The sequence below is a fragment of the Paenibacillus sp. Soil787 genome (assembly GCF_001429545.1).
In the GTDB taxonomy this organism is placed as follows: Bacteria; Bacillota; Bacilli; order Paenibacillales; family NBRC-103111; genus Paenibacillus_E.
The window spans coordinates 17,631-37,445 of record NZ_LMSP01000044.1; the positions used below are offsets into that span (position 1 = coordinate 17,631).

17 protein-coding genes are annotated in these 19,815 nt (G+C 46.6%); 13 read left to right on the forward strand and 4 right to left on the reverse strand.

The features are described from left to right. The first annotated feature begins 250 nt into the window (after positions 1 to 250). The 9 genes from ASG93_RS26285 to ASG93_RS26325 all read left to right on the forward strand — a co-directional run bounded on the left by ASG93_RS26285 (position 251) and on the right by ASG93_RS26325 (position 7,676). Entirely contained in the window at positions 251 to 1,042 is a 792-nt protein-coding gene (locus ASG93_RS26285) for an ABC transporter permease subunit (protein WP_056836814.1), read from the forward strand. A gap of 16 nt (positions 1,043 to 1,058) precedes the next feature. Next, positions 1,059 to 1,829, forward strand: coding sequence for an ATP-binding cassette domain-containing protein (locus tag ASG93_RS26290; protein WP_056836816.1), 771 nt, complete (start codon positions 1,059 to 1,061; stop codon positions 1,827 to 1,829). Positions 1,830 to 1,865: 36 nt separating this feature from the next. Then, on the forward strand, positions 1,866 to 3,476 hold the full coding sequence (locus tag ASG93_RS26295; protein ID WP_056836818.1) for an FAD-dependent oxidoreductase: 1,611 nt from the start codon (positions 1,866 to 1,868) through the stop codon (positions 3,474 to 3,476). After that, positions 3,476 to 3,814: a 4Fe-4S binding protein gene (locus tag ASG93_RS26300; RefSeq protein WP_056836819.1), complete on the forward strand. Its 339-nt coding sequence runs from the start codon at positions 3,476 to 3,478 to the stop codon at positions 3,812 to 3,814. The genes ASG93_RS26295 and ASG93_RS26300 overlap by 1 nt, the downstream gene beginning before the upstream one ends. Before the next feature lie 47 nt (positions 3,815 to 3,861). Continuing rightward, entirely contained in the window at positions 3,862 to 4,881 is a 1,020-nt protein-coding gene (locus ASG93_RS26305; protein ID WP_063891974.1) for an ABC transporter substrate-binding protein, read from the forward strand. Positions 4,882 to 4,903: 22 nt separating this feature from the next. Next, on the forward strand, positions 4,904 to 5,314 hold the full coding sequence (locus ASG93_RS26310; protein WP_056836821.1) for a DUF4395 domain-containing protein: 411 nt from the start codon (positions 4,904 to 4,906) through the stop codon (positions 5,312 to 5,314). Positions 5,315 to 5,517: 203 nt separating this feature from the next. Then, positions 5,518 to 6,348, forward strand: a complete 831-nt coding sequence (locus ASG93_RS26315) for an alpha/beta hydrolase (RefSeq protein ID WP_056836823.1) — start codon at positions 5,518 to 5,520, stop codon at positions 6,346 to 6,348. A gap of 19 nt (positions 6,349 to 6,367) precedes the next feature. Continuing rightward, a complete protein-coding gene (locus tag ASG93_RS26320; RefSeq protein WP_056836824.1) occupies positions 6,368 to 6,577 on the forward strand; it encodes a YezD family protein in 210 nt (69 codons plus the stop codon). Between the two features lie 148 nt (positions 6,578 to 6,725). Continuing rightward, complete coding sequence (locus ASG93_RS26325; RefSeq protein WP_056836826.1) at positions 6,726 to 7,676, forward strand: alpha/beta fold hydrolase; 951 nt, start codon at positions 6,726 to 6,728, stop codon at positions 7,674 to 7,676. Positions 7,677 to 7,774: 98 nt separating this feature from the next. On the opposite strand, the gene ASG93_RS26330 is transcribed toward ASG93_RS26325, so the two are convergent. The 4 genes from ASG93_RS26330 to ASG93_RS26345 all read right to left on the reverse strand — a co-directional run bounded on the left by ASG93_RS26330 (position 7,775) and on the right by ASG93_RS26345 (position 11,182). Further along, entirely contained in the window at positions 7,775 to 8,191 is a 417-nt protein-coding gene (locus ASG93_RS26330) for an ester cyclase (protein ID WP_200984542.1), read from the reverse strand. A 597-nt stretch (positions 8,192 to 8,788) separates the two neighbouring features. Further along, on the reverse strand, positions 8,789 to 9,772 hold the full coding sequence (locus ASG93_RS26335) for an electron transfer flavoprotein subunit alpha/FixB family protein (RefSeq protein ID WP_056836829.1): 984 nt from the start codon (positions 9,770 to 9,772) through the stop codon (positions 8,789 to 8,791). A gap of 19 nt (positions 9,773 to 9,791) precedes the next feature. Further along, on the reverse strand, positions 9,792 to 10,556 hold the full coding sequence (locus tag ASG93_RS26340; RefSeq protein WP_056836832.1) for an electron transfer flavoprotein subunit beta/FixA family protein: 765 nt from the start codon (positions 10,554 to 10,556) through the stop codon (positions 9,792 to 9,794). A gap of 38 nt (positions 10,557 to 10,594) precedes the next feature. Then, positions 10,595 to 11,182 (reverse strand): TetR/AcrR family transcriptional regulator, encoded by a 588-nt coding sequence (locus ASG93_RS26345; protein WP_056836833.1) that lies wholly within the window; start codon positions 11,180 to 11,182, stop codon positions 10,595 to 10,597. 974 nt (positions 11,183 to 12,156) lie between these two features. Between ASG93_RS26345 and ASG93_RS26350 the strand changes: the two genes are divergently transcribed. The 4 genes from ASG93_RS26350 (at position 12,157) to ASG93_RS26365 (ending at position 19,810) form a co-directional block, all read left to right on the forward strand. Further along, a complete protein-coding gene (locus tag ASG93_RS26350; RefSeq protein WP_056836835.1) occupies positions 12,157 to 14,190 on the forward strand; it encodes a (Fe-S)-binding protein in 2,034 nt (677 codons plus the stop codon). A gap of 88 nt (positions 14,191 to 14,278) precedes the next feature. Then, positions 14,279 to 16,672: a 3-hydroxyacyl-CoA dehydrogenase NAD-binding domain-containing protein gene (locus tag ASG93_RS26355; protein WP_056836838.1), complete on the forward strand. Its 2,394-nt coding sequence runs from the start codon at positions 14,279 to 14,281 to the stop codon at positions 16,670 to 16,672. Between the two features lie 74 nt (positions 16,673 to 16,746). After that, positions 16,747 to 17,931 (forward strand): acetyl-CoA C-acyltransferase, encoded by a 1,185-nt coding sequence (locus tag ASG93_RS26360; protein WP_056836840.1) that lies wholly within the window; start codon positions 16,747 to 16,749, stop codon positions 17,929 to 17,931. Between the two features lie 106 nt (positions 17,932 to 18,037). Continuing rightward, on the forward strand, positions 18,038 to 19,810 hold the full coding sequence (locus ASG93_RS26365) for an acyl-CoA dehydrogenase family protein (protein ID WP_056836841.1): 1,773 nt from the start codon (positions 18,038 to 18,040) through the stop codon (positions 19,808 to 19,810). Positions 19,811 to 19,815: the final 5 nt, after the last annotated feature.

Genomic DNA, 19,815 nt, shown 5'->3' on the forward strand with positions numbered 1-19,815 from the left:
TCTGAAATTAACTATTTCTTAATGGAATATTCTTTTAGAATGTAGAAAAACTTATTGACGAAGCCTAAAACTGGTGATAGTATAGGAAACATATTAAAACCAAGTAATCGGGTATGAATTATTTAATTAAATAAAGAGTCGACCAGATGACTGGAGACTCCCATTCTTGCTTAGCATTTTGAGGCATGAATCGGGAGTCTTTTCCGTTTTCTAAAGCCACTTTACTTTAGGAGAAGAAAGAGGGATTCACATGCTAGCTAATCGCACTTCATCATTAAAGGATTCCAAGTTTTGGCAGCCTTGGGTCATACCGATCCTCATTTTGCTTCTATGGCAAGTTCTTGGAATATCCGGGTGGTTATCTGAGCGCATTCTGCCAACGCCTTGGGAGGTTTTAACTGCTTTATACGGTGTAATTAAAGATGGAACTATTTTCGAATATGTAGCTGTGAGTACGAAGCGGGCTTTTCTTGGGTTCCTGATTGGCGGGAGCATTGCATTCGTCATTGGTTTGCTAAATGGGGTATTCCCAATAGCCGAACGATATATGGATTCTTCTGTTCAAATGGTTCGAACCATTCCTCACCTAGCGATGATTCCTCTCGTTATTATGTGGTTTGGTATCGGTGAGACATCAAAGCTGTTCCTCGTTTCATTGGGAGTTGCTTTCCCCATATACCTCAATACGTTTCATGGGATTCGATCCGTCGATCCAGGTTTAGTAGAAATGGGTAAAGTGTATGGCCTTAAAGGGTTCGCGTTATTTGCAAAAGTGATTTTACCAGGGGCATTAGCGAACATTTTACTTGGCATCCGATTTTCTTTAGGCATCATGTGGCTTAGTTTAATTGTAGCCGAAACGATTGCGGCGGATTCCGGAATTGGTTATATGGCAATGCATGCCAGAGAGTTCATGCAAATGGATGTTGTCGTGTTATGTGTTATCTTGTACGCCTTATTAGGGAAATTATCTGATTTAATTGCCAAGTATTTTGAAAATCGTTGGTTAAAGTGGCATCACAACTACTTGAATAAAGCCTAGAGAAGGGGGAAGAATCATGAGCTTTAAAAGTGGAGGCACTCAGCTGCATATTCGGAATGTAAACAAAGCATTTGGTCGAACACATGTGTTATCTGGGGTTGATTTATCGATTAAACAAGGAGAATTCGTAGCGATAGTAGGTCGCAGTGGTTGTGGAAAAAGTACATTGCTTCGTTTAATTGCTGGGCTCGATGAAGCTTCAAGCGGTGCCATTTTACTAGATGCTCAAGCGATCAATGGTATTCACGAAGATACGAGGGTACTGTTTCAGGAGCACAGGCTGCTGCCGTGGAAAAAGAATATCGATAACGTGCGGATCGGCGTTAAATCCGGCGGCAAAGAAGTCGCGTTTAAAGCACTCCAGCAAGTTGGGCTTGAACATAAGCACGATGATTGGCCTGCTGTTCTCTCCGGTGGTCAAAGGCAGCGGGTAGCCTTGGCAAGAGCGCTGGCGGGGAATCCGCGTCTGCTGCTTTTAGATGAACCGTTAGGTGCTTTGGATGCTTTAACTCGGATAGAAATGCAGCAGCTCATTGAGCAGCTATGGTTGGAGAAGCAATTCACTGTCCTGTTGGTCACGCATGATGTTAGTGAAGCTGTAGCGTTAGCTGACAGGGTCATCATTATCGAAGATGGGAAAATAGGGCTGGACTTAAAGATCTCACTTTCTCGACCTAGAGAGCATGATAGTGGATTTGCCTACTATGAAAAGACCATTTTGGATAGGCTTCTTGTGAAGCAATCATATGAGCAGGTAAGAATTGCGGCAGATGCCTTCTCGATTTAACGAATAGAAGAACGAAAATTAAAGGAGGACAAGGGAATGGCTCAATTTGATTTGCAGCTTCAAGCGGATGTACTAATTATTGGCGGGGGACCTTCTGGCGCATGGGCGGCCATCACAGCGGCGAAAGAAGGAGCGAATGTCATTCTGGTCGATAAAGGATATTGCGGAACGAGCGGTGCCACGGCACCATCTGGCACAGGCTTATGGTACGTGAATCCCAATGCGGATGAGCGTGAAGAAGCCATGAAGAGCAGAGAAGCGCTAGGCGGTTATTTAGCTGATCGCGGTTGGATGAAGAAAGTACTAGACCAAACGTATACCAATACGAATCAAATCGCTGCATGGGGGTATCCATTCCCGCTCGATGAAACTGGAACTTCGCATCGGAAGAGCCTGCAAGGTCCTGAATACATGAAGTTGATGCGCAAGCAAGTGCAGAAAGCGGGAGTCCGCATCCTGGACCACAGTCCGGCGCTTGAATTGCTAGCAGATGAGCATGGTGTTGCAGGGGCTACAGGGGTGAACAACCAAACGAATGATACGTGGCGTGTAGATGCGACCTCAGTCGTGATTGCAACGGGCGGATGTGCTTTCCTTAGTAAGGCTCTGGGTACGAATGTTTTGACAGGTGATGGATACTTGCTCGCGGCTGAAGCGGGAGCTAACTTATCAGGCATGGAATTCTCAACCGCGTATTCGTTAGCGCCGGCCTTTTCTCCTGTAACGAAGTCTGCCTTCTATACGTGGGCAACATTTTACTATGAAGATGGCAGCGTAATAGAAGGTGCGGGCTCGCAAAAGGGGCGTTCAGTGATTGCTCGTACGCTGCTGACTCAGCAAGTGTTCGCAAGAATCGATAAAGCTGATAATATCGTCAAAAAAGCGATGCGCCAAGCGCAGCCTAACTTCTTTTTATCGTTCGATCGCCTGGGCATTGACCCGTTCACACAAAAGTTTCCTGTCACTCTGCGGTTTGAAGGGACTGTAAGAGGTACTGGCGGTATCCATATCATTGACGAAACGTGTGCGACGGAAGTGCCTGGTCTTTATGCAGCAGGAGATGCAGCGACAAGAGAGCTCATCTGCGGTGGATTTACCGGCGGTGGAAGCCATAACGCAGCTTGGGCTATGTCCTCGGGGTATTTCTCAGGTGAAGCTTCGGCTAAATATGCACTGAAACTGGGTGCAGGAGCTTCAAATAGGAAGGCAAAAGGATTGTCCGAGGCTTCAGGTGTACCCAAACAAGCAACGAATAGATCCGATGCACCTGATACGCAAGAAATTATCAAAGCGGTTCAAGCCGAAGTGTTTCCGTATGACCGCAATTGGTTCCGCACAGGAGAAGGTTTGCAAGATTCGCTGGGACGCTTGAATCATCTCTGGCACGAGCTGAAGCAAGGCATTCAAGCAAGTGATGGGAATGTTGTTCGAGTTCGTGAAGCAGCTGCTATGACAGCAACAGCGAGATGGATGTACACCAGTGGTTTGGAACGAAAGGAAACACGCGGCATGCATCGCCGGGAGGATTTCCCGCGAGTTGATCAAGACCAGCAATATCGCATCATTAGCGGCGGTTTGGATACAACATGGGCAAAGCCTTTGATTGAGCAATCCTTAGCAAGCGTCAAAAAGGAGGCTGTTGTGTAATGATTGAACTGCTCAGTAAGGATCGCTGCATTAGCTGCAATCAGTGTGTATCCGTATGCCCAACGAATGTATTTCAATCCGTAGCGGGAGATATTCCGGTCATCGCCAGACAATCGGACTGCCAAAGCTGCTTCATGTGTGAGTTGTACTGCCCAACGGATGCTCTTTACGTTTCTCCGGTAGCGGAACAAACGATAGCAGTCGACGAAGGGGAGTTAGTTCAAGAAGGTTTATTAGGAAGCTACAAAGAGAACATAGGCTGGGGGAAAGGCAGAGAATCGACAGCCTCGTCAGACGGTTCATATATCATTTTCCAACGTATGCGTGCATCGCATTAATTCGCTCATTAACCATTCCAAACAACGATCAGGGGGTCCAAAGACATATGATACAGAGATCAATGAAAATGCTTAGTATTGCTCTTATTTTAACTTTATTTACAGTATTCTTAGTGGCTTGCGGTGCAAAATTAACGAAAACATCGGCTCCAGCAACGACGACAGCAGCATCAGAAGCAAAAATTACACTGCCTGAAACACTTCGAATCGGTTTTATTTCTGCGAACAACAATAAGACCATTACAGGACCGGAAGGCTGGGCGCAATCCAAAGGTTACTTGGAAAGCGAACTCAAAAAATACGGCGTTAAGGAGTTCAAATATTTCAACTTCCCGAATGGTCCTAACTTGAACGAGGCGATTACCGCTGGAACGCTGGATGTTGGAATCTATGGGGATACTCCCGCAATTAATGGGAAAGCTGCAGGTCTGAAGACGCGTTTGATTAACCAAACGCAAATCAATATGAATGCTTGGCTGGTAGCTAAAGCAGACGGTCCGAAGACGTTAGCTGATCTCAAAGGTAAAAAGGTTGCTACTTCACAGGGTTCCTATATGAGCCGATATCTAACTAGCTTACTTAAGGAGCAAGGGCTTGATAAAGACGTGAAGATCCTGCATTTATTACCTGCTGATGGCGAAGCTGCGTTATCCCGCGGTGACATTGCAGCCTATGCCTATCCAACTGGATTCGGGCCATTACTTCTGAAAAAAGGATATGTTGCTATTGATGAAGCGGCGAAACATCCGTTTCTACTAGGCTCAAGTCTAACGGTAGTTACGGAAGACTATCTGGCTAAGAACCCTCAATTTCCTAAACTTTGGAATGATCTTCGTACGAAAGCAGTGAAGGAAATTCGTGAGAACAGTGAAGAGTTTTTCAAATTCTATGCGGAAGCATCCGGCTATCCAGTTGACGTTGTGAAAGCCTCCTTTAAGATCGAACAGTGGCCCTTAGAATCAAGCACTACGGATGGTTTGAAACTAACAGAAGAAACGAAGAAATTTCTAGTGGAACAAGGATTGGCGAAGAAAGATTTTGTTATAACGGAATGGTTAGCGAAATAGGATTGACCAAGGAGGGATGAGGGTGAAAGAAGTTCCAATTTCCTATGTAAAGGCCAATCAAGCGGGTATTGTTGTTTTTGTCCTATTAGCATTTGCGTTTCAATGGACCTGGCTAGTTGCCTTGCTTTGGGTGATCCAGGTGCTTGGCCTAGTAGGTGGCGGGAATTGGAATCTGTTTGTGGCGGTGTCTAAACGGCTTCTATCTAGAAGTGGAACGGAAACACAAGCTGCAGAATTGACAAGGTTTAACAACGCTTTGGCCGTTTTATTTCTTACATTATCGCTTGCTTCTTTTGTCATCGGTTGGAGTATGATGGGGTACATCTCCACTGGATTGTTACTCTTAGCTGCAGGTGCAGCCTTGCTGGGCTATTGCATCGGATGTACGATTTATTATCGGTATAAGCAATTCATCGTCCGACAGCGAGTATAGCGTTTAATGGAAGGCAAATATGGAAAGACTCTCACTAGAGTAAGGTGGGAGTCTTTTGTATCCGCATTAGGACCAATTATTATGGCCGAAAATATGTTAAAAATAGGATTGACACCTCAAGTAGGTGATGCTAATATTGGTTTATAACTAATTCATACTAAACTTATCGGAATTATAAGCTAACGCGAAAGGGAGTTAACATCATGGAGCATTCTATCACAATTCAAAGCGACGACGTCGAATTGGCCGCAACGTTACATTACCCGACTAATCAATCAGGAGCCGCACAAGTTGATTGTCAACGTTGGCCGCTTATTATCATCTGTCATGGATTTATTGGCAGCCGGATAGGTGTGGATCGGCTATTTGTGAAGGCAGCTCGTAAGTTTAGCTCGCAAGGATATTTAGTTCTCCGTTTCGATTACGGTGGTTGCGGTGAGAGTACTGGCGACTATGGCGCTGGCGGGCTGGATGTTCTGATTGAACAAACTCGAAGTATCATTGATTATGCAACTACAATTGATTGTGTAGATCTTAGTCGTGTGATCTTGGTTGGTCATAGTTTAGGAGGTGCGGCTGCCGTTTTGACGGCGGCGAGAGATAATCGCGTAAAAACACTCGTGCTATGGTCAGCTGTCGCTCATCCACATAATGATATTGTAAGAATTGTAGGCAAGAGTGAATACGAGAAACTTCCTAAAGGTGGAGCAATCGACCATCATGGCTATGTATTAACAAGTCAATTTTTTGATTCTTTATCCCAGCATCAACCGTTTGAACAGCTGCGTAGATTTAACGGCGATGTCCTCGTTATTCACGGTACTGGGGATGATATTATACCAGTTGATTATGCGCCATTATTCCAGAAGATGTTCTGGATGCGATCAGAGGGTCAATGCGAACTCGAGCTTGTCTATCAAGCAGATCATACTTATTCAACAACAGGTTCTACGAAAGAACTTTTTGAGAAAACAGGGAACTGGTTATCCTTTATTCAGAAGCAGAAAAAAGATTGGAACGATTGGACAATTTAATGGAAGCGGAGGCAAGAGAATGGCGAAACCACTAGAGTTAGATGATATTTGGGTGGACAGAATTAAACAAATGTTAAACGGGTTGGAATACGGTTCCGTTCAAATCGTCGTTCACGATGGTAAAATTGCTCAAATCGATAAGACAGAGAGAAAACGATTCGACGCGTCATCTCAACCGCAATCCCAATTGCAAGCAGTAAAATCAGTGAAACAATCTAGTAAAGGTTAGCATATAGCGGATAAGTATAAAAGTAGTCTACAAGCCCTCTTTCTTCGGAAAGGGGGCTGTTTTCATGAAGCGGAAGCCTTATAATGAGGAAGAACAGGCGTAACATTTTGGAGTGAAATGGAAATGGAAAGTTTATGGGGGGGATCTTATGCAGAAGCAGCATTTTATATGGAAAGACTCTAAACAGATTAATAACTATGTATATGAATGGCTGCCTGATGAGATCAGTGAAATCAAAGCGATTGTGCAAATCGCACATGGCATGTCCGAGACGGCCGTTAGGTACGAGAGGTTAGCTTTTTTATTAACGAGTCAAGGGTATGCTGTTTATGCAAACGATCATTTGGGACATGGGCGAACAGCAGGTTCACCAGAATCCGTAGGTAAATTTGGTAAAGATTGCTTTCATGGCATGGTTGAAAATATGGGACAGCTCACTAGTGAGATCCGTAAAAGGTATCGAACTCATATTCCTTTGTATGTGATGGGCCATAGTATGGGCTCATTCTTAACGCAGCACTACATGGTGTCATATATAAATGAACATCCCGACAACGTTCAAGGTATCATTCTTTCAGGTACTAATGGTAAACAGGGACCAGCTTTAGATGCTGCGATCGCCATTGCTACAGCAGAAGCAGCTATTCGTGGAGATCATCACCGGAGTGAGCTTGTTACGTCTTTATCATTTGGAGCTTTTAATAAAAGATTCACACCGAACCGTACGCCATTCGATTGGCTAAGTAATGATACAAGTGAAGTTGATAAGTATGTAGACGATCCTTATTGCGGCGTTACATTTACATCGGGTTATTTCAGAGATTTCTTTAGGGGACTAAAGGAGATTCATCAAGCTAAGCATGTAAGACAAATCCGTAAAGATTTGCCATTATACGTATTCTCAGGTGAAGATGATCCGGTTGGTGGAGGTAATGGGGTGCGGAGGCTGCTAAGCATGTACGAGGAACTTGGGCTTAAGAACGTAAGCAGCAAGCTTTATCCCCGCGGCAGACATGAAATGTTGAATGAAGTGAATCGGGATGAAGTTATGGATGACATTGCAGCTTGGCTGAATGAACAGGTTGCAACTAAGGGATAAAAAACGAAGAGAATAAAAGAGAAAAGTAGGCTGCTCCTCTTTGTAGAGAAATCTATGAGAGGGGCAGCTTTTGCTTTTTAGTGAGGAAGAAGAGTGAATTATGCATTTCTTTGAAGCTGCTGGCGAATGCCTTCACGATCGATTTGAATCCAGTATTCTACGATACGTTCGTTTTGGATGCGATACACGGCGCTGGCGATCTCAATGATGGTTAGGCCAGTTGGCGGAAATCCGTCGACTTCTCCAATGTGAATGCCGGTCTGTTTCCAGCGTACATAGACACGATCATCCTGCGCGATGAGTTCTTGTACCTCCAGGTGGAAATCACCGTAGGCTGCAATCATTTCCCTAACGTGGTCAGCATAATTGGCTGGTGTGCGGTGAACGGTGGTTTCGTTTTCTGCGGTCATTTGATGAGCAAGTACCTGGTCAGCCATAAATTGAATGGCGGCATCGGGTTGTTTGCCAGAACGAACTTTGTTGAAAAACTGCTGAACGATTTCTGTTGGTGTTATAGGCATGAGAACTGCTCCTGTCTTTATGAATGTATGCTGAGTTTACTGGATAGCCGGGTGGAGTTCAAGCAAAGAATTTGTGGCGATCATGGCATATCTAAATGAGGGTCGATTAAAGTGCATTACTAGAGTATTAATGAGCCGTAGATGATGTCGGTACATTCAAGAGCATTAAATAGCTATGGATAAGCGTTGGTACATCATAAGAACATTAAATGAGCTAAGGAAGGGTGTTGGTAAATCACAAGAGCATTAAATGAGCTTTGGATGAGCGTTCGTGAAGCTGAGTAGCTAAAATATGTAGATCCATTGGAGAAAATACAATGAAAACCAACGCGATCTCAGAATATTCAACATTCCATTGGAAATTATGCAATAGAATTTCCTCCAATGGCCATTCCTGAGCCATTTTTGGGAAAATGCTGTATTTCATACAGTGGAATTACTTTTTACCCTTTCAATGAAGACGTTTCATTAGAAATTGTACAATAGAATGGATTCAGCTTTCTAATCTCTCTTTAATATTAAAAAAAACCACCCTGATAGAAGGCTGAGCCTGCTATCAGGGTGGATAATTTACAAGTTGAGAGGGAGCCTCTACTTCAACAGCTGACGGAATTCCTCGGTCAGCAGAGGCACGACCTCGAACAGATCGCCGACGATGCCGTAGTCGGCGACTTTAAAGATCGGCGCCTCAGCATCCTTGTTGATGGCGATGATGACGCGCGAAGAGCTCATCCCGGCAAGATGCTGGATGGCGCCGCTAATGCCGCACGCGATGTAGATCTCCGGCGTCACGACCTTGCCGGTCTGGCCGATTTGCATCGCGTACTCGCAGTAGCCCGCGTCGCAGGCTCCGCGGGAAGCCCCAACAGCGCCGCCCAAGACGGCAGCCAGCTCTTCGAGCGGCTGGAAGCCATCGGCGCTGCGCACGCCCCGTCCGCCGGAGACAACGATCTTGGCTTCTGCCAAGTCGATGGTGCCGGACGTTTTCTTGACGACCTCCCTAATGATGCTGCGCAGGGAGGGAGCGGGGTAAGCAACATCGATGACCTCGGCTTGACGCGAAGCGTCAGGCTCGGAGACTGCGATGTTGTTCGGTCTTATCGTGACGACCCATGTGCCATCCGGGTCGGTAAACGCTTTCTTTTCGACGGCTTTGCCAGCGTAAAGCGGTCGCGTGAACTGCACGCTATCCCCGCTGCGCGAGATAGCCGTTACGTCCGAGAGCTGGCCAGCTGCGAGCTTCGCCGCGGCCAGCGGTGCGAGATCTCGGCCAGCTGACGTATGGCCGAAGTAGAGCGCGCCTGGCTGGGCGGTATCCGTGACAGCGAGCAAAGCGCTCAAGTAGGCTTCCGAGCTGTAGCTCTCCAGCTGATTATTTTCGACGACATAGATGGTGTCTGCGCCATAAGCCGCAAGCTCACCAGCAAGTGCTTTGCTTCCTGCGCCGCCAATCAAAACTGCGGCGATGGTATCGCCATCAGCAGCGGAAAGCTGCGCTGCGCGTAACGCTTCAAAGGATACCTGGCGCAGCTTGCCGCCGCGTGCTTCTGCAACAACGAGAAATGTTTTGCTCATATATTTGCCTCCCCTTTATTTAGATCACTTTGGATTCGCTGCGTAATGCTTGCACGAGTTCGGTAACTTGCTGTGAAAGGTCGCCTTTTAGGATGCGGCCAGCTTTGCGCTCTGGTGGCAAGGTCAATTCAAGGCGTTCTGTCTTAGCGACAGCAGAATCAGAGCCCTCAATATCATCTAGCGATAAGTGCTGGAACGGTTTTTTCTTTGCTTTCATAATCCCAGGGAGCGAAGGGTAGCGCGGCTCATTCAAGCCTTGCTGTGCCGTGAATAGAGCAGGGAGAGGCACCTCAATTACTTCAATATCGCCTTCAGCATCGCGGTGGGCAACCGCTTTTCCTCCGGAAATTACCAATTTCGTAATAGAAGCAACATGAGGTAAGCCTAGGAGGGAGGAGAGTCGGATAGCGACTTGACCAGCCCCATTGTCGACAGAGAAATTACCGCCCAATAGGAGATCGACCGACTGTCCACGCAAATAGTTAGCCAAAATTTCAGCGACTTCGAACTCATCCCCTTTAATGCGCTCATCGGAGATAAGAACAGCTTCATCAGCCCCCATCGCAAGTGCAGTTCGCAGAGCTTCGGCTGTTCGTTCGGGACCAACGGAGAGCAGAGTAACCTTGCCGCCCAGCTCATCACGAATTTGAATTGCTTGCTCAACCGCATATTCATCGTAAGGATTGATGACAAATTTCACGCCATCCTCTTGAACGGCCCCATGTTGCAGGACGATTTTTTCCTCCGTATCAAACGTTTGCTTCAACAATACAAAAATATCCATAGTCAAGCTCCTTCCTGAATATACATGTTATACAGACCTTAAGACTCGATGCCTTTCATGAAAAAATCAATGGTAGGTCCAACTTGAGCGGATAAAGAATATTTCTGCCCGGAAATGAGCCAAGAAGTAACGACTTCGTCCATGCCGCCAAAAATCAAAAGCCTCACAAGCTTCACTTCAAAATCTGGACGGAAACTGCCGTCTTTCTTCCCTTTTTCTAATATATTTTCAATGAGGATAATATATCTCTTTAGTGCAAGGCCAATCTCTTTACGAAGTTCGAGATCACTCTGTCTAAGCTCAATTTGGGTGAGGTAAGCAAGATGAATATTCCCTTCTAGGACACTGAAATGAATCTCACATACTTTGTGCAGCGCTTCTCTAGCTGTCATTTGGTCATTCAGCCCATTATTGAGCTTCTCTACAAGCTCGCCTAATTTCTCTTGAAACAGGCTGGTCAAAATATCCTCCTTCTTCTTGAAGTAAAGATAGATGGTACCATCGGCCACTCCAGCTTCTTTGGCGATTCGGGAGACTTGAGATTTGTGAAAGCCATGCTCAGCAAACACTTTTAGAGCGCCTTCGAGTATTGCGTAATACTTATCTGGTTTTTTGCCACTTGTCAAGGAGATCACCTCGGTGTTAGAATACAAATATCGGTGAATGAATACTCATTCATTTTCGTAATTTCATCATAAAATACGCAGTACGCCTTGTCAACGACTTATTCAGCTTATTAAAGCAAGTAGGAAGGTTTGCCGGCTTACACTTCACAATGAAGCATTTTTCAACTCTGGAAATAGGGTCAAATGGAACTTGCTTTTTTACGATGCTTGAATGTAAGCGGTTACTTGATGGGGCGGGTGGGCTCCGGATTTCATTTGGTGGAGTGATATAATGGTGCACTTTAGTATGGATTCGTGCTGGATGGTGCGGCTAGCGTGGAATAAGAGTCCTTAGAGACTCCTAAATTTGTAGAAGGCAATGAAAATGAGGAAATAGCAATCTCTAAGCCTCTAATTTATCTGTTTTCGTGCAAAATGGTGTGAGCCGAGTGGAATAAGAGTCCTTAGAGACTCCTAAATTTGTAGAAGGCAATGAAAATGAGGAAATAGCAATCTCTAAAGCCTCTAATTTATCTGTTTTCGTGCAAAATGGTGTGAGCCGAGTGGAATAAGAGTCCTTAGAGACTCCTAAATTTGTAGAAGGGCATGAAAATGAGGAAATAGCAGTCTCTAAAGGCTCTTATTTATCTGATTTTCGAGTTAAATGGTGTGATTTATGTGGAATAAGAGTCCCTAGAGACTCCTAAATCCGTAAAAGGTAAAGAAAATGGGGAAATAGCAGTCTTTAAAGGCTCTTATTTATCAGAATTTCGAGCAAAAAGTTGTGATTCGTTCGACTCTTATCGTCTGCTAATCGCTCAAACAATCGAGTTTTCGCCGATTTTGGATGGATTAGAAATGGAACTTACTAATGGAACTTACTAATGGAACTTACCGAGGGAACTTGCTAAGCCCATGCTTACCAAGTCTTACGAGAACGCAGAACATGCTTACGAAGAAAGTTTAGCTAACGCAAAACGCAGGGAGGGTCCTCAATGACCGGTTCACTCATTCAGTTTCTTTTATTTCTTGCGGTTACGGGGTTTGCGGTGTATTTGTTTGTCCGCGTTGTGTATCACCGATATTTGTACATTAGGCTTGGCAAGTCAGTGAATTTGAAAACGGAAGCTAAGGCGAGGTTGAAGGAGTTTGCGATTCAGGTATTTGGCCAGACCAAGCTATTGAAGGATAAGAAGAGCGGCATCATGCATATTGTGATCTTTTATGGATTCATTATTTTGCAGCTTGGGGCGCTGGATCTCATTCTGAAGGGATTAATTGGCCGTGGGTTACCAATACCGGGTTACGATTATTTCACATTGATGCAGGAAGTGACGGTAGCGTTGATTCTTCTGGCCATGGGCTATGCGACCTATCGCCGATATGTAGAAAAGCTAAAACGGCTGAAACGCGGTTGGAAGCCTAGTATCGTTATTTTTTTCATTTTTTTCTTGATGCTATCTGTTGTCGTCAGCGGTGGGTTTGAACGGGTAAAGGAAGGGATGGAGACATCCGCTTTTGCGCCTATTTCATCACTTTTCGCGGCAGCTTTTGGTGGCCTCTCACATACAGCGGCGACGGTTGGTTTCTATATAAGCTGGTGGATGCATCTGCTAATTCTACTCTCATTTCTGATCTATGTGCCGCAGTCGAAGCATTTTCACATTATTACAGCACCTATCAATATCTTGCTTCGCCGCACAGAGCCTACTGGTAAATTGGCTTCTCTGAATTTGGAGGATGAAGAGGCTGAGTCGTTTGGTGTAGGCAAAATCGAGGAATTCACGCAGAAGCAGATGCTTGATTTCTACTCTTGTGTAGAATGCGGGCGCTGCACGAATGTATGTCCCGCGAATACAACAGGCAAGATGCTATCGCCGATGCATTTGATTACGAAGCTTCGTGATCATTTGACGGAAAAAGGCGCCGCCATCACTTCGAAATCACCATGGGTGCCAGCTTTTGCTTTCGCTAGTCCAAGTACGCATAACCCGCTTGAAGTTGAGCTCATTGGCGGCGTTATTACAGAAGAAGAGCTGTGGGCTTGTACAACCTGCCGCAACTGCGAGGATCAATGTCCTGTAGGGAACGAACATGTGGATAAGATTATCGATCTGCGTAGACATCTTGTACTGACGCAAGGAATCATGCCGCATGACGGGCAGCGTGCGCTGCAAAATATCGAGAGACAAGGAAATCCTTGGGGGATTAGCCGGAATGATCGCGTGAAATGGGTCAAAGAGGTGGATCCGGATGATGAACTCGGTGTACGAACGGTGAAGGAAAATCCGGAATTCGAGTACTTGTTTTTCTTGGGTTCCATGGGAGCCTACGATAATCGCAGCCGTAAGATCACTCATTCTTTTGTGAAATTGATGAAGGAAGCTGGCATTTCCTTTGCCATTTTGGGCAATGAAGAGAAGAATTCAGGTGATACACCTCGCCGTATGGGCAATGAATTTCTATTCCAACAGCTGTGTGCGGACAATATTGCGACTTTTCAAAAGTATAAGGTCCAGAAAATCGTAACGACGTGCCCGCATACGTATCATACATTCAAAAATGAATATCCCGAATTTGGCCTTACAGCAGACGTTTTCCATCACACCGAGCTGTTGGATCTGTGGGTGAAAGAGGGGCATCTTAAGCCGCAATATGAAGTGCGAGAGCGTATTACGTACCACGATTCTTGTTATCTAGGCCGCTACAACGAAGTGTATGAGGAGCCGCGCAATGTACTGCGAGCGATTCCAGGGGTTGAGTTGGTTGAGCAAGACCGTTCTCGCGAGAACAGTATGTGCTGCGGCGCCGGAGGCGGCATGATGTGGATGGAAGAAACAGCAGGTACACGTGTAAACGTAGCACGCACTGAACAGCTTTTAAGTGTGAAACCCACCGTTATCAGTTCTGCCTGTCCTTATTGCCTAACGATGGTGGAAGATGGAGCGAAGCTTAAGGAGGTAGAGGAACAGGTTAAAGCGCGAGATATCGCTGAAATTCTTGCCTTATCTGTGTTTGGAACGCCTTAGAGAATCGACTTCGTAGCCCTAAGGGCGAGCATTTTAAAGTCAAGGTTGAAGCGAAAACTGAAAAAATCATGTAGGAGGAAATTTCCATATGACAAAGATTCGTACAGCGGCCGTTATCGGCTCCGGTGTGATGGGCTCCGGTATCGCTGCCCATTTGGCAAATGTAGGCATTCCCGTGTTACTGCTCGATATGGTGCCTACCCAGCTGCAGCCGCAAGAAGAAGCTGCTGGCCTTGCGTTAGAACATCCCAAGGTGCGGAATCGATTTGCTCTTAATGCGATGGATAAGCTCAAGAAAACGAACCCTGCTCCCCTTTATAGTGAAGCTTTCGCTGAACGTATCACACCGGGCAATCTGGAAGATGATTTAGCGAAGCTTGGAAGTGTGGATTGGATTATTGAAGTTATTGTGGAAAATTTGCAAGCGAAGCAGCAGCTTATTAGCCGTATTGAAGCCGTTTGGAAGCCGGGAACTATTGTTTCCTCGAATACATCGGGCATTTCAATCAATGCCATGGTCCAAAGCGCCGGCCCTGAGTTTAAAAAGCATTTCCTTGGCACTCATTTTTTTAATCCGCCTCGCTATATGAAATTGTTGGAAGTGATTCCAAATGAACAGACAGACCCTGCCATTGTCGCTTACATGACCGATTTTTGTGAGAAAAAGCTTGGAAAAGGTGTTGTTCAAGCAAAAGATACGCCGAATTTTATCGGTAATCGAATTGGCACTTATGGGCTTTTGATTACTTTGCGTGAGATGCTCGCCAGTGGGTATTCCGTTGAAGAGGTAGATGCGGTAACGGGGCCGGCAATGGGCCGCCCTAAGAGCGCGACGTTCCGTACGCTGGATTTGGTGGGTCTGGATACATTCGTCCATGTGGCTAATAATGTGTTTGATCTGGTGACTGATCCAGTAGAGAAGGAAATTTTCAATACACCGGCCATTTTGAAAACGATGGTAGAAAAAGGCTGGATCGGAGAGAAGCAGGGCCAAGGATTTTATAAAAAAGTGAAGTCTGATGCAGGCAAAGAAATTCAATCCCTAGATTTAAATACGATGGAATATTCGGCAAGCCGCAAAATCAGCTCAGGCTCTTTGGAAGCTGCGAAGCAGGCCAAAGGTACGGTAGGGAAGTTAAAGGCCTTGCTCGGAGCCAAAGATCGCTACTCTGATCTGGCGTGGAACATTTTGAAGCCAGTGCTCCTCTATTCCGCAGAGAAGTTAGATGAGATTGCAGATTCAATCGTCGAGATTGATAATGCGCTCAAATGGGGCTTTAACTGGGATCTGGGTCCTTTCGAAACGTGGGATGCCATTGGGCTAAAACGTTCTGTGGAACGAATGGAAGCTGAAGGCAGTAAAGTGCCTGAATGGGTAAAAGCATGGATTGCCGCGGGTCACGACAGCTTCTATGAGAACAGGGGAGGCCAAAGTTTTTACTATCTGAAAAATGAGTTTCGCGGTGTTGAAACAAGGCCAGAACTCATTTCACTTGCCTCTTTGAAACAGCAAAATAAAGTCATTCGTTCAAATAGTGGCGCAAGCTTAATTGACATTGGAGACGGAGTAGCATGCTTAGAGTTTCACTCGCCGAACAATGCCATTGGAGCCGATATTCTTACGATGATTCAGCAAAGCGTGGACGAAGTACGGAGCAATTATCGCGGAATGGTTGTCGCTAACGAAGGCAAAAATTTCTGCGTCGGCGCCAATGTGATGCTGTTGCTAATGGAAGCGCAGGATGGCGAGTGGGATGAAGTAGACGGCATCATTCGATTATTCCAAAACTCCATGTTGAAGCTCAAAAGGCTGGAAAAGCCGGTTGTTGCTGCGCCGCATAAGATGACGCTTGGTGGCGGGGTCGAGTCTTGTATGCCGGCTGACCAAATTATTTTCTCAGCGGAAACGTATTATGGACTCGTTGAGGTAGGTGTTGGCTTAATACCTGCCGGTGGCGGATGTAAGGAGTTAGCACTTCTAGCAAGTCAACAGGTTCGTGACCCGGAAGTCGATCTTCAGCCTTGGATCAATGCGATTTTTGAAACGGTGGCCATGGCCAAGGTATCAACGAGCGGCCATGATACGAAACGTCTTGGATTTATGCGTGCTGGGGATACAGTCGTTGTGAATCCGGATTATCGTATTTATGAAGCGAAGCAAGCGGTTCTTCGTATGGAAGCAGCGGGATATACCCCTCCTGTGCAAGAGAAAATCCGCGTCGTTGGAGAGAACGGCAAAGCGGTGATGCAAATTGCTGCCTATACAATGCGCCAAGGCGGATATATCAGCGAGCACGATCAATTGATCGCGAATAAGCTTGCGCATGTGCTTGCAGGAGGTAATGTGCCGGCAGGAACGTTAGTCACAGAGCAATATATGCTCGATCTAGAGCGTGAAGCCTTCCTTAGTCTTTGTGGCGAACTGAAAACACAGCAGCGCATGCAATATATGCTTTCCAAAGGGAAAGCACTGCGGAACTAAGGAAGTAGAACTTGCCTTTCTAATTAGAAATCCCCGAATGGTGCATGCCTATTACTCATAATGAGGTGAAATCGATGAAAGAAGCAGTCATTGTATCGATAACGCGCACGGCAGTCGGTCGCGCGAAGAAAGGCAGCTTCGCTCAAACCAGAGCGGAGGATCTAGGTAAAGCCGTATTGGAAGAGGCTATACGGCGGGCTCCAGGGCTCGACAAGGGAGATGTCGAGGACATCATCATCGGGTGCGCGATGCCCGAAGGCGAGCAAGGGCTGAACTTCGCCCGCACGATGTCGCTGTATGCGGGCTTCCCGGTGACCGTGCCGGCGATCACGGTCAATCGCTTTTGCTCCTCCGGGCTGCAAGCCATCGCATATGCAGCGGAGCGCATTATGCTTGGCCACGCGGAGGTGATTGTCGCCGGAGGCGTAGAGAGCATGAGCCACGTCCCGATGACGGGCTTCAAGCTCTCGCCGCATCCGGGGCTGGTGGAGAGCATGCCCGAGGTGTACATGGGCATGGGCCACACCGCCGAAGAAGTCGCGCAGCGCTTCGGCATCTCGCGCGAAGCGCAGGATGGCTTCGCAACGCGGAGCCATCAAAAGGCTGCCGCAGCCATCGCAGCCGGCAAGTTCGTAGACGAGATCGTGCCGGTGGGCACGAGCGTGAAGGGCGTTGACGAACGCGGCAAGGCGTTCGAGCGGAAGTTCGTGTTTGCCACGGATGAGGGCGTTCGCCCCGATACATCCGTGGAAGGGCTTGCCAAGCTGAAGCCTGCGTTCAGCTTGGGCGGCTCTGTGACGGCGGGTAACGCGTCACAAACGTCGGACGGCGCAGCGGCGGCCGTGCTGATGAGCCGCGAGCGCGCGGAAGCGCTCGGGTTGAAGCCGCTCGCGACGTTCAAGGCCTTTGCGCTTTCCGGCGTGGAGCCGGAAATTATGGGCGTCGGGCCTGTGAAGGCGATTCCGAAAGCTTTGCAGATGGCAGGCATCACGCAAGACCAAGTGAAGCTGTTTGAAATCAACGAAGCATTCGCTTCGCAATGCGTCCATATTATTCGCGAGCTAGGCTTGAATGAAGATTTGGTGAATGTGAACGGTGGCGCTATCGCCCTCGGGCATCCGCTCGGTTGCACCGGTGCGAAGTTGACAACGAGCTTAATTCATGAGCTGCAGCGTCGTGGCGGCGGCTATGGTGTAGTGTCCATGTGTATCGGCGGCGGGATGGGGGCTGCCGGCATATTTGAAGTACATCCCGTTTAATTGAAGCAGATAAGTGGAATAAGAACTGATTCATGAGAGTCTATCTAGGGCTCTCATGAATCCTAAAATTTACCCTTGTACAATTAATTTAGAGGAGAGATGAACCATGGCGGAGAAAGTCGTAGGCGGTAGCTTTGTTATTACAGATACAGATTTTCATGATATTGTGACCCCGGAGGATTTTACCGAAGAGCACCGCATGATTGCGGAAACAACACGTGATTTTGTATCAGGGGAAGTCATGCCGAATGATGAGCATTTGGAAAAGCTCGATTATGATTTAACGGTAAAACTGATGCGCAGCGCGGGAGATCTCGGATTACTTGGCTCTGATGTACCCGAGATTTATGGCGGATTGGGGTTGGATAAAGTAAGTTCCACTGTGATTAGTGAAAATCTTGCCCGTGCTTCATCTTTTGCTTTGTCCATTGGGGCGCATGTCGGGATTGGCACGCTGCCGATTGTATTTTTTGGTACCACGGAACAGAAAAAGAAGTATTTGCCCGACCTTGCGACAGGCGCGAAAATCGCGGCTTACTGTTTAACGGAACCAACATCCGGCTCGGATGCTTTGGGGGCAAAAACGACAGCTCGTTTGTCTGAAGATGGTAAGTATTACCTTTTGAACGGATCTAAATTGTATATCACCAATGCCGGATTTGCTGATATTTTCATCGTGTATGCCAAAATCAATGGCACTGATTTCACGGCCTTTATCGTGGAGAAAGGTGATCCTGGCTTTACGATGGGGCCGGAAGAGAAGAAGATGGGGATCAAAGGCTCGTCGACGCGTCCGCTTTATTTTGAAGATGTCCGTGTGCCGGTTGAGAACTTATTGGGTGAAATCGGTAAGGGTCACCTGATTGCTTTCAACATTCTGAATATTGGCCGTTACAAATTGGCTACCGGTTGCCTGGGGGCTTCCAAGGAGACGATTGAGTTAGCTTCGAAATATGCGAATACCCGCCAACAGTTTAATACACCTATCTCGCATTTTCCATTGATTGGTAAAAAACTGGCGGAAATGAATATTCAAACATATATGTTGGAGAGCATGGTGTATAGAACGACTGGTTTGTTCGATACCATTCTCAAAGATATTGATCATACGAGCCCTGATGCCGGTAAACATTCATCGAAAGGGATTTCTGAATACGCGCTGGAATGCTCCATTAATAAGGTGTTCGCGTCTGAAGTGTTGGATTTTGTAGCGGATGAGGGCTTGCAAATTCATGGCGGTTACGGTTTTATCCAGGAGTACAAAGTGGAGCGTATTTATCGGGATTCGCGGATTAACCGAATTTTCGAAGGTACGAATGAAATCAATCGCCTGCTCATTCCAGGTACATTAGTGAAGAAAGCAATGAAAGGCGAACTGCCTTTGCTGCAAAAAGCACAAGCGCTGCAAGCGGAACTGCTCTCTATCGTCCCAGGCCAAACGTTCGAAGGCACACTAGCCGAAGAGGTGCATCTGGTTTCGATGGCGAAGAAGGTATTCCTGATGGTCGGCGGGCTTGCGGTACAGAAGTATGGTATGGCACTTGAAAAAAATCAGGAAGTTTTAAGCAATTTAGCCGATATCATGATCCAAATTTTCGCTGCTGAAAGCGGTCTTCTTCGTACGCAAAAGCAGATTGAAAAAGCAGGGGAAGAGAAGGCGAAGAATGCGATCCAAATCACGACGGTTTTTGTTCATGAAGCCTTTGACAAAATTGAGGCATATGCGAAGGAAGCGCTCAGTACGATGGAAGAAGGAGATGTTCTTCGGACTCAATTGTCGATTTTGAAAAAGCTGTCCAGACGCAGCGGTGTGAATACGGTTGGTCTGAAGCGCGACATCGCCGCACGTGTTATTCAGGGTGAGAAATTCATCGTATAGTCATC

What these genes read in the sequence shown, in the direction of transcription:
- ASG93_RS26300 (WP_056836819.1), top strand. Translation starts at nt 3,476, where the DNA reads ATGATTGAACTGCTCAGTAAGGATCGCTGCATTAGCTGCAATCAGTGT.
- ASG93_RS26340 (WP_056836832.1), bottom strand. Translation starts at nt 10,556, where the DNA reads ATGGATATTTTTGTATTGTTGAAGCAAACGTTTGATACGGAGGAAAAA.
- ASG93_RS26355 (WP_056836838.1), top strand. Translation starts at nt 14,279, where the DNA reads ATGACAAAGATTCGTACAGCGGCCGTTATCGGCTCCGGTGTGATGGGC.
- ASG93_RS26350 (WP_056836835.1), top strand. Translation starts at nt 12,157, where the DNA reads ATGACCGGTTCACTCATTCAGTTTCTTTTATTTCTTGCGGTTACGGGG.
- ASG93_RS26305 (WP_063891974.1), top strand. Translation starts at nt 3,862, where the DNA reads ATGATACAGAGATCAATGAAAATGCTTAGTATTGCTCTTATTTTAACT.
- ASG93_RS26285 (WP_056836814.1), top strand. Translation starts at nt 251, where the DNA reads ATGCTAGCTAATCGCACTTCATCATTAAAGGATTCCAAGTTTTGGCAG.
- ASG93_RS26335 (WP_056836829.1), bottom strand. Translation starts at nt 9,772, where the DNA reads ATGAGCAAAACATTTCTCGTTGTTGCAGAAGCACGCGGCGGCAAGCTG.
- ASG93_RS26315 (WP_056836823.1), top strand. Translation starts at nt 5,518, where the DNA reads ATGGAGCATTCTATCACAATTCAAAGCGACGACGTCGAATTGGCCGCA.
- ASG93_RS26360 (WP_056836840.1), top strand. Translation starts at nt 16,747, where the DNA reads ATGAAAGAAGCAGTCATTGTATCGATAACGCGCACGGCAGTCGGTCGC.
- ASG93_RS26365 (WP_056836841.1), top strand. Translation starts at nt 18,038, where the DNA reads ATGGCGGAGAAAGTCGTAGGCGGTAGCTTTGTTATTACAGATACAGAT.
- ASG93_RS26320 (WP_056836824.1), top strand. Translation starts at nt 6,368, where the DNA reads ATGGCGAAACCACTAGAGTTAGATGATATTTGGGTGGACAGAATTAAA.
- ASG93_RS26295 (WP_056836818.1), top strand. Translation starts at nt 1,866, where the DNA reads ATGGCTCAATTTGATTTGCAGCTTCAAGCGGATGTACTAATTATTGGC.
- ASG93_RS26290 (WP_056836816.1), top strand. Translation starts at nt 1,059, where the DNA reads ATGAGCTTTAAAAGTGGAGGCACTCAGCTGCATATTCGGAATGTAAAC.
- ASG93_RS26325 (WP_056836826.1), top strand. Translation starts at nt 6,726, where the DNA reads ATGCAGAAGCAGCATTTTATATGGAAAGACTCTAAACAGATTAATAAC.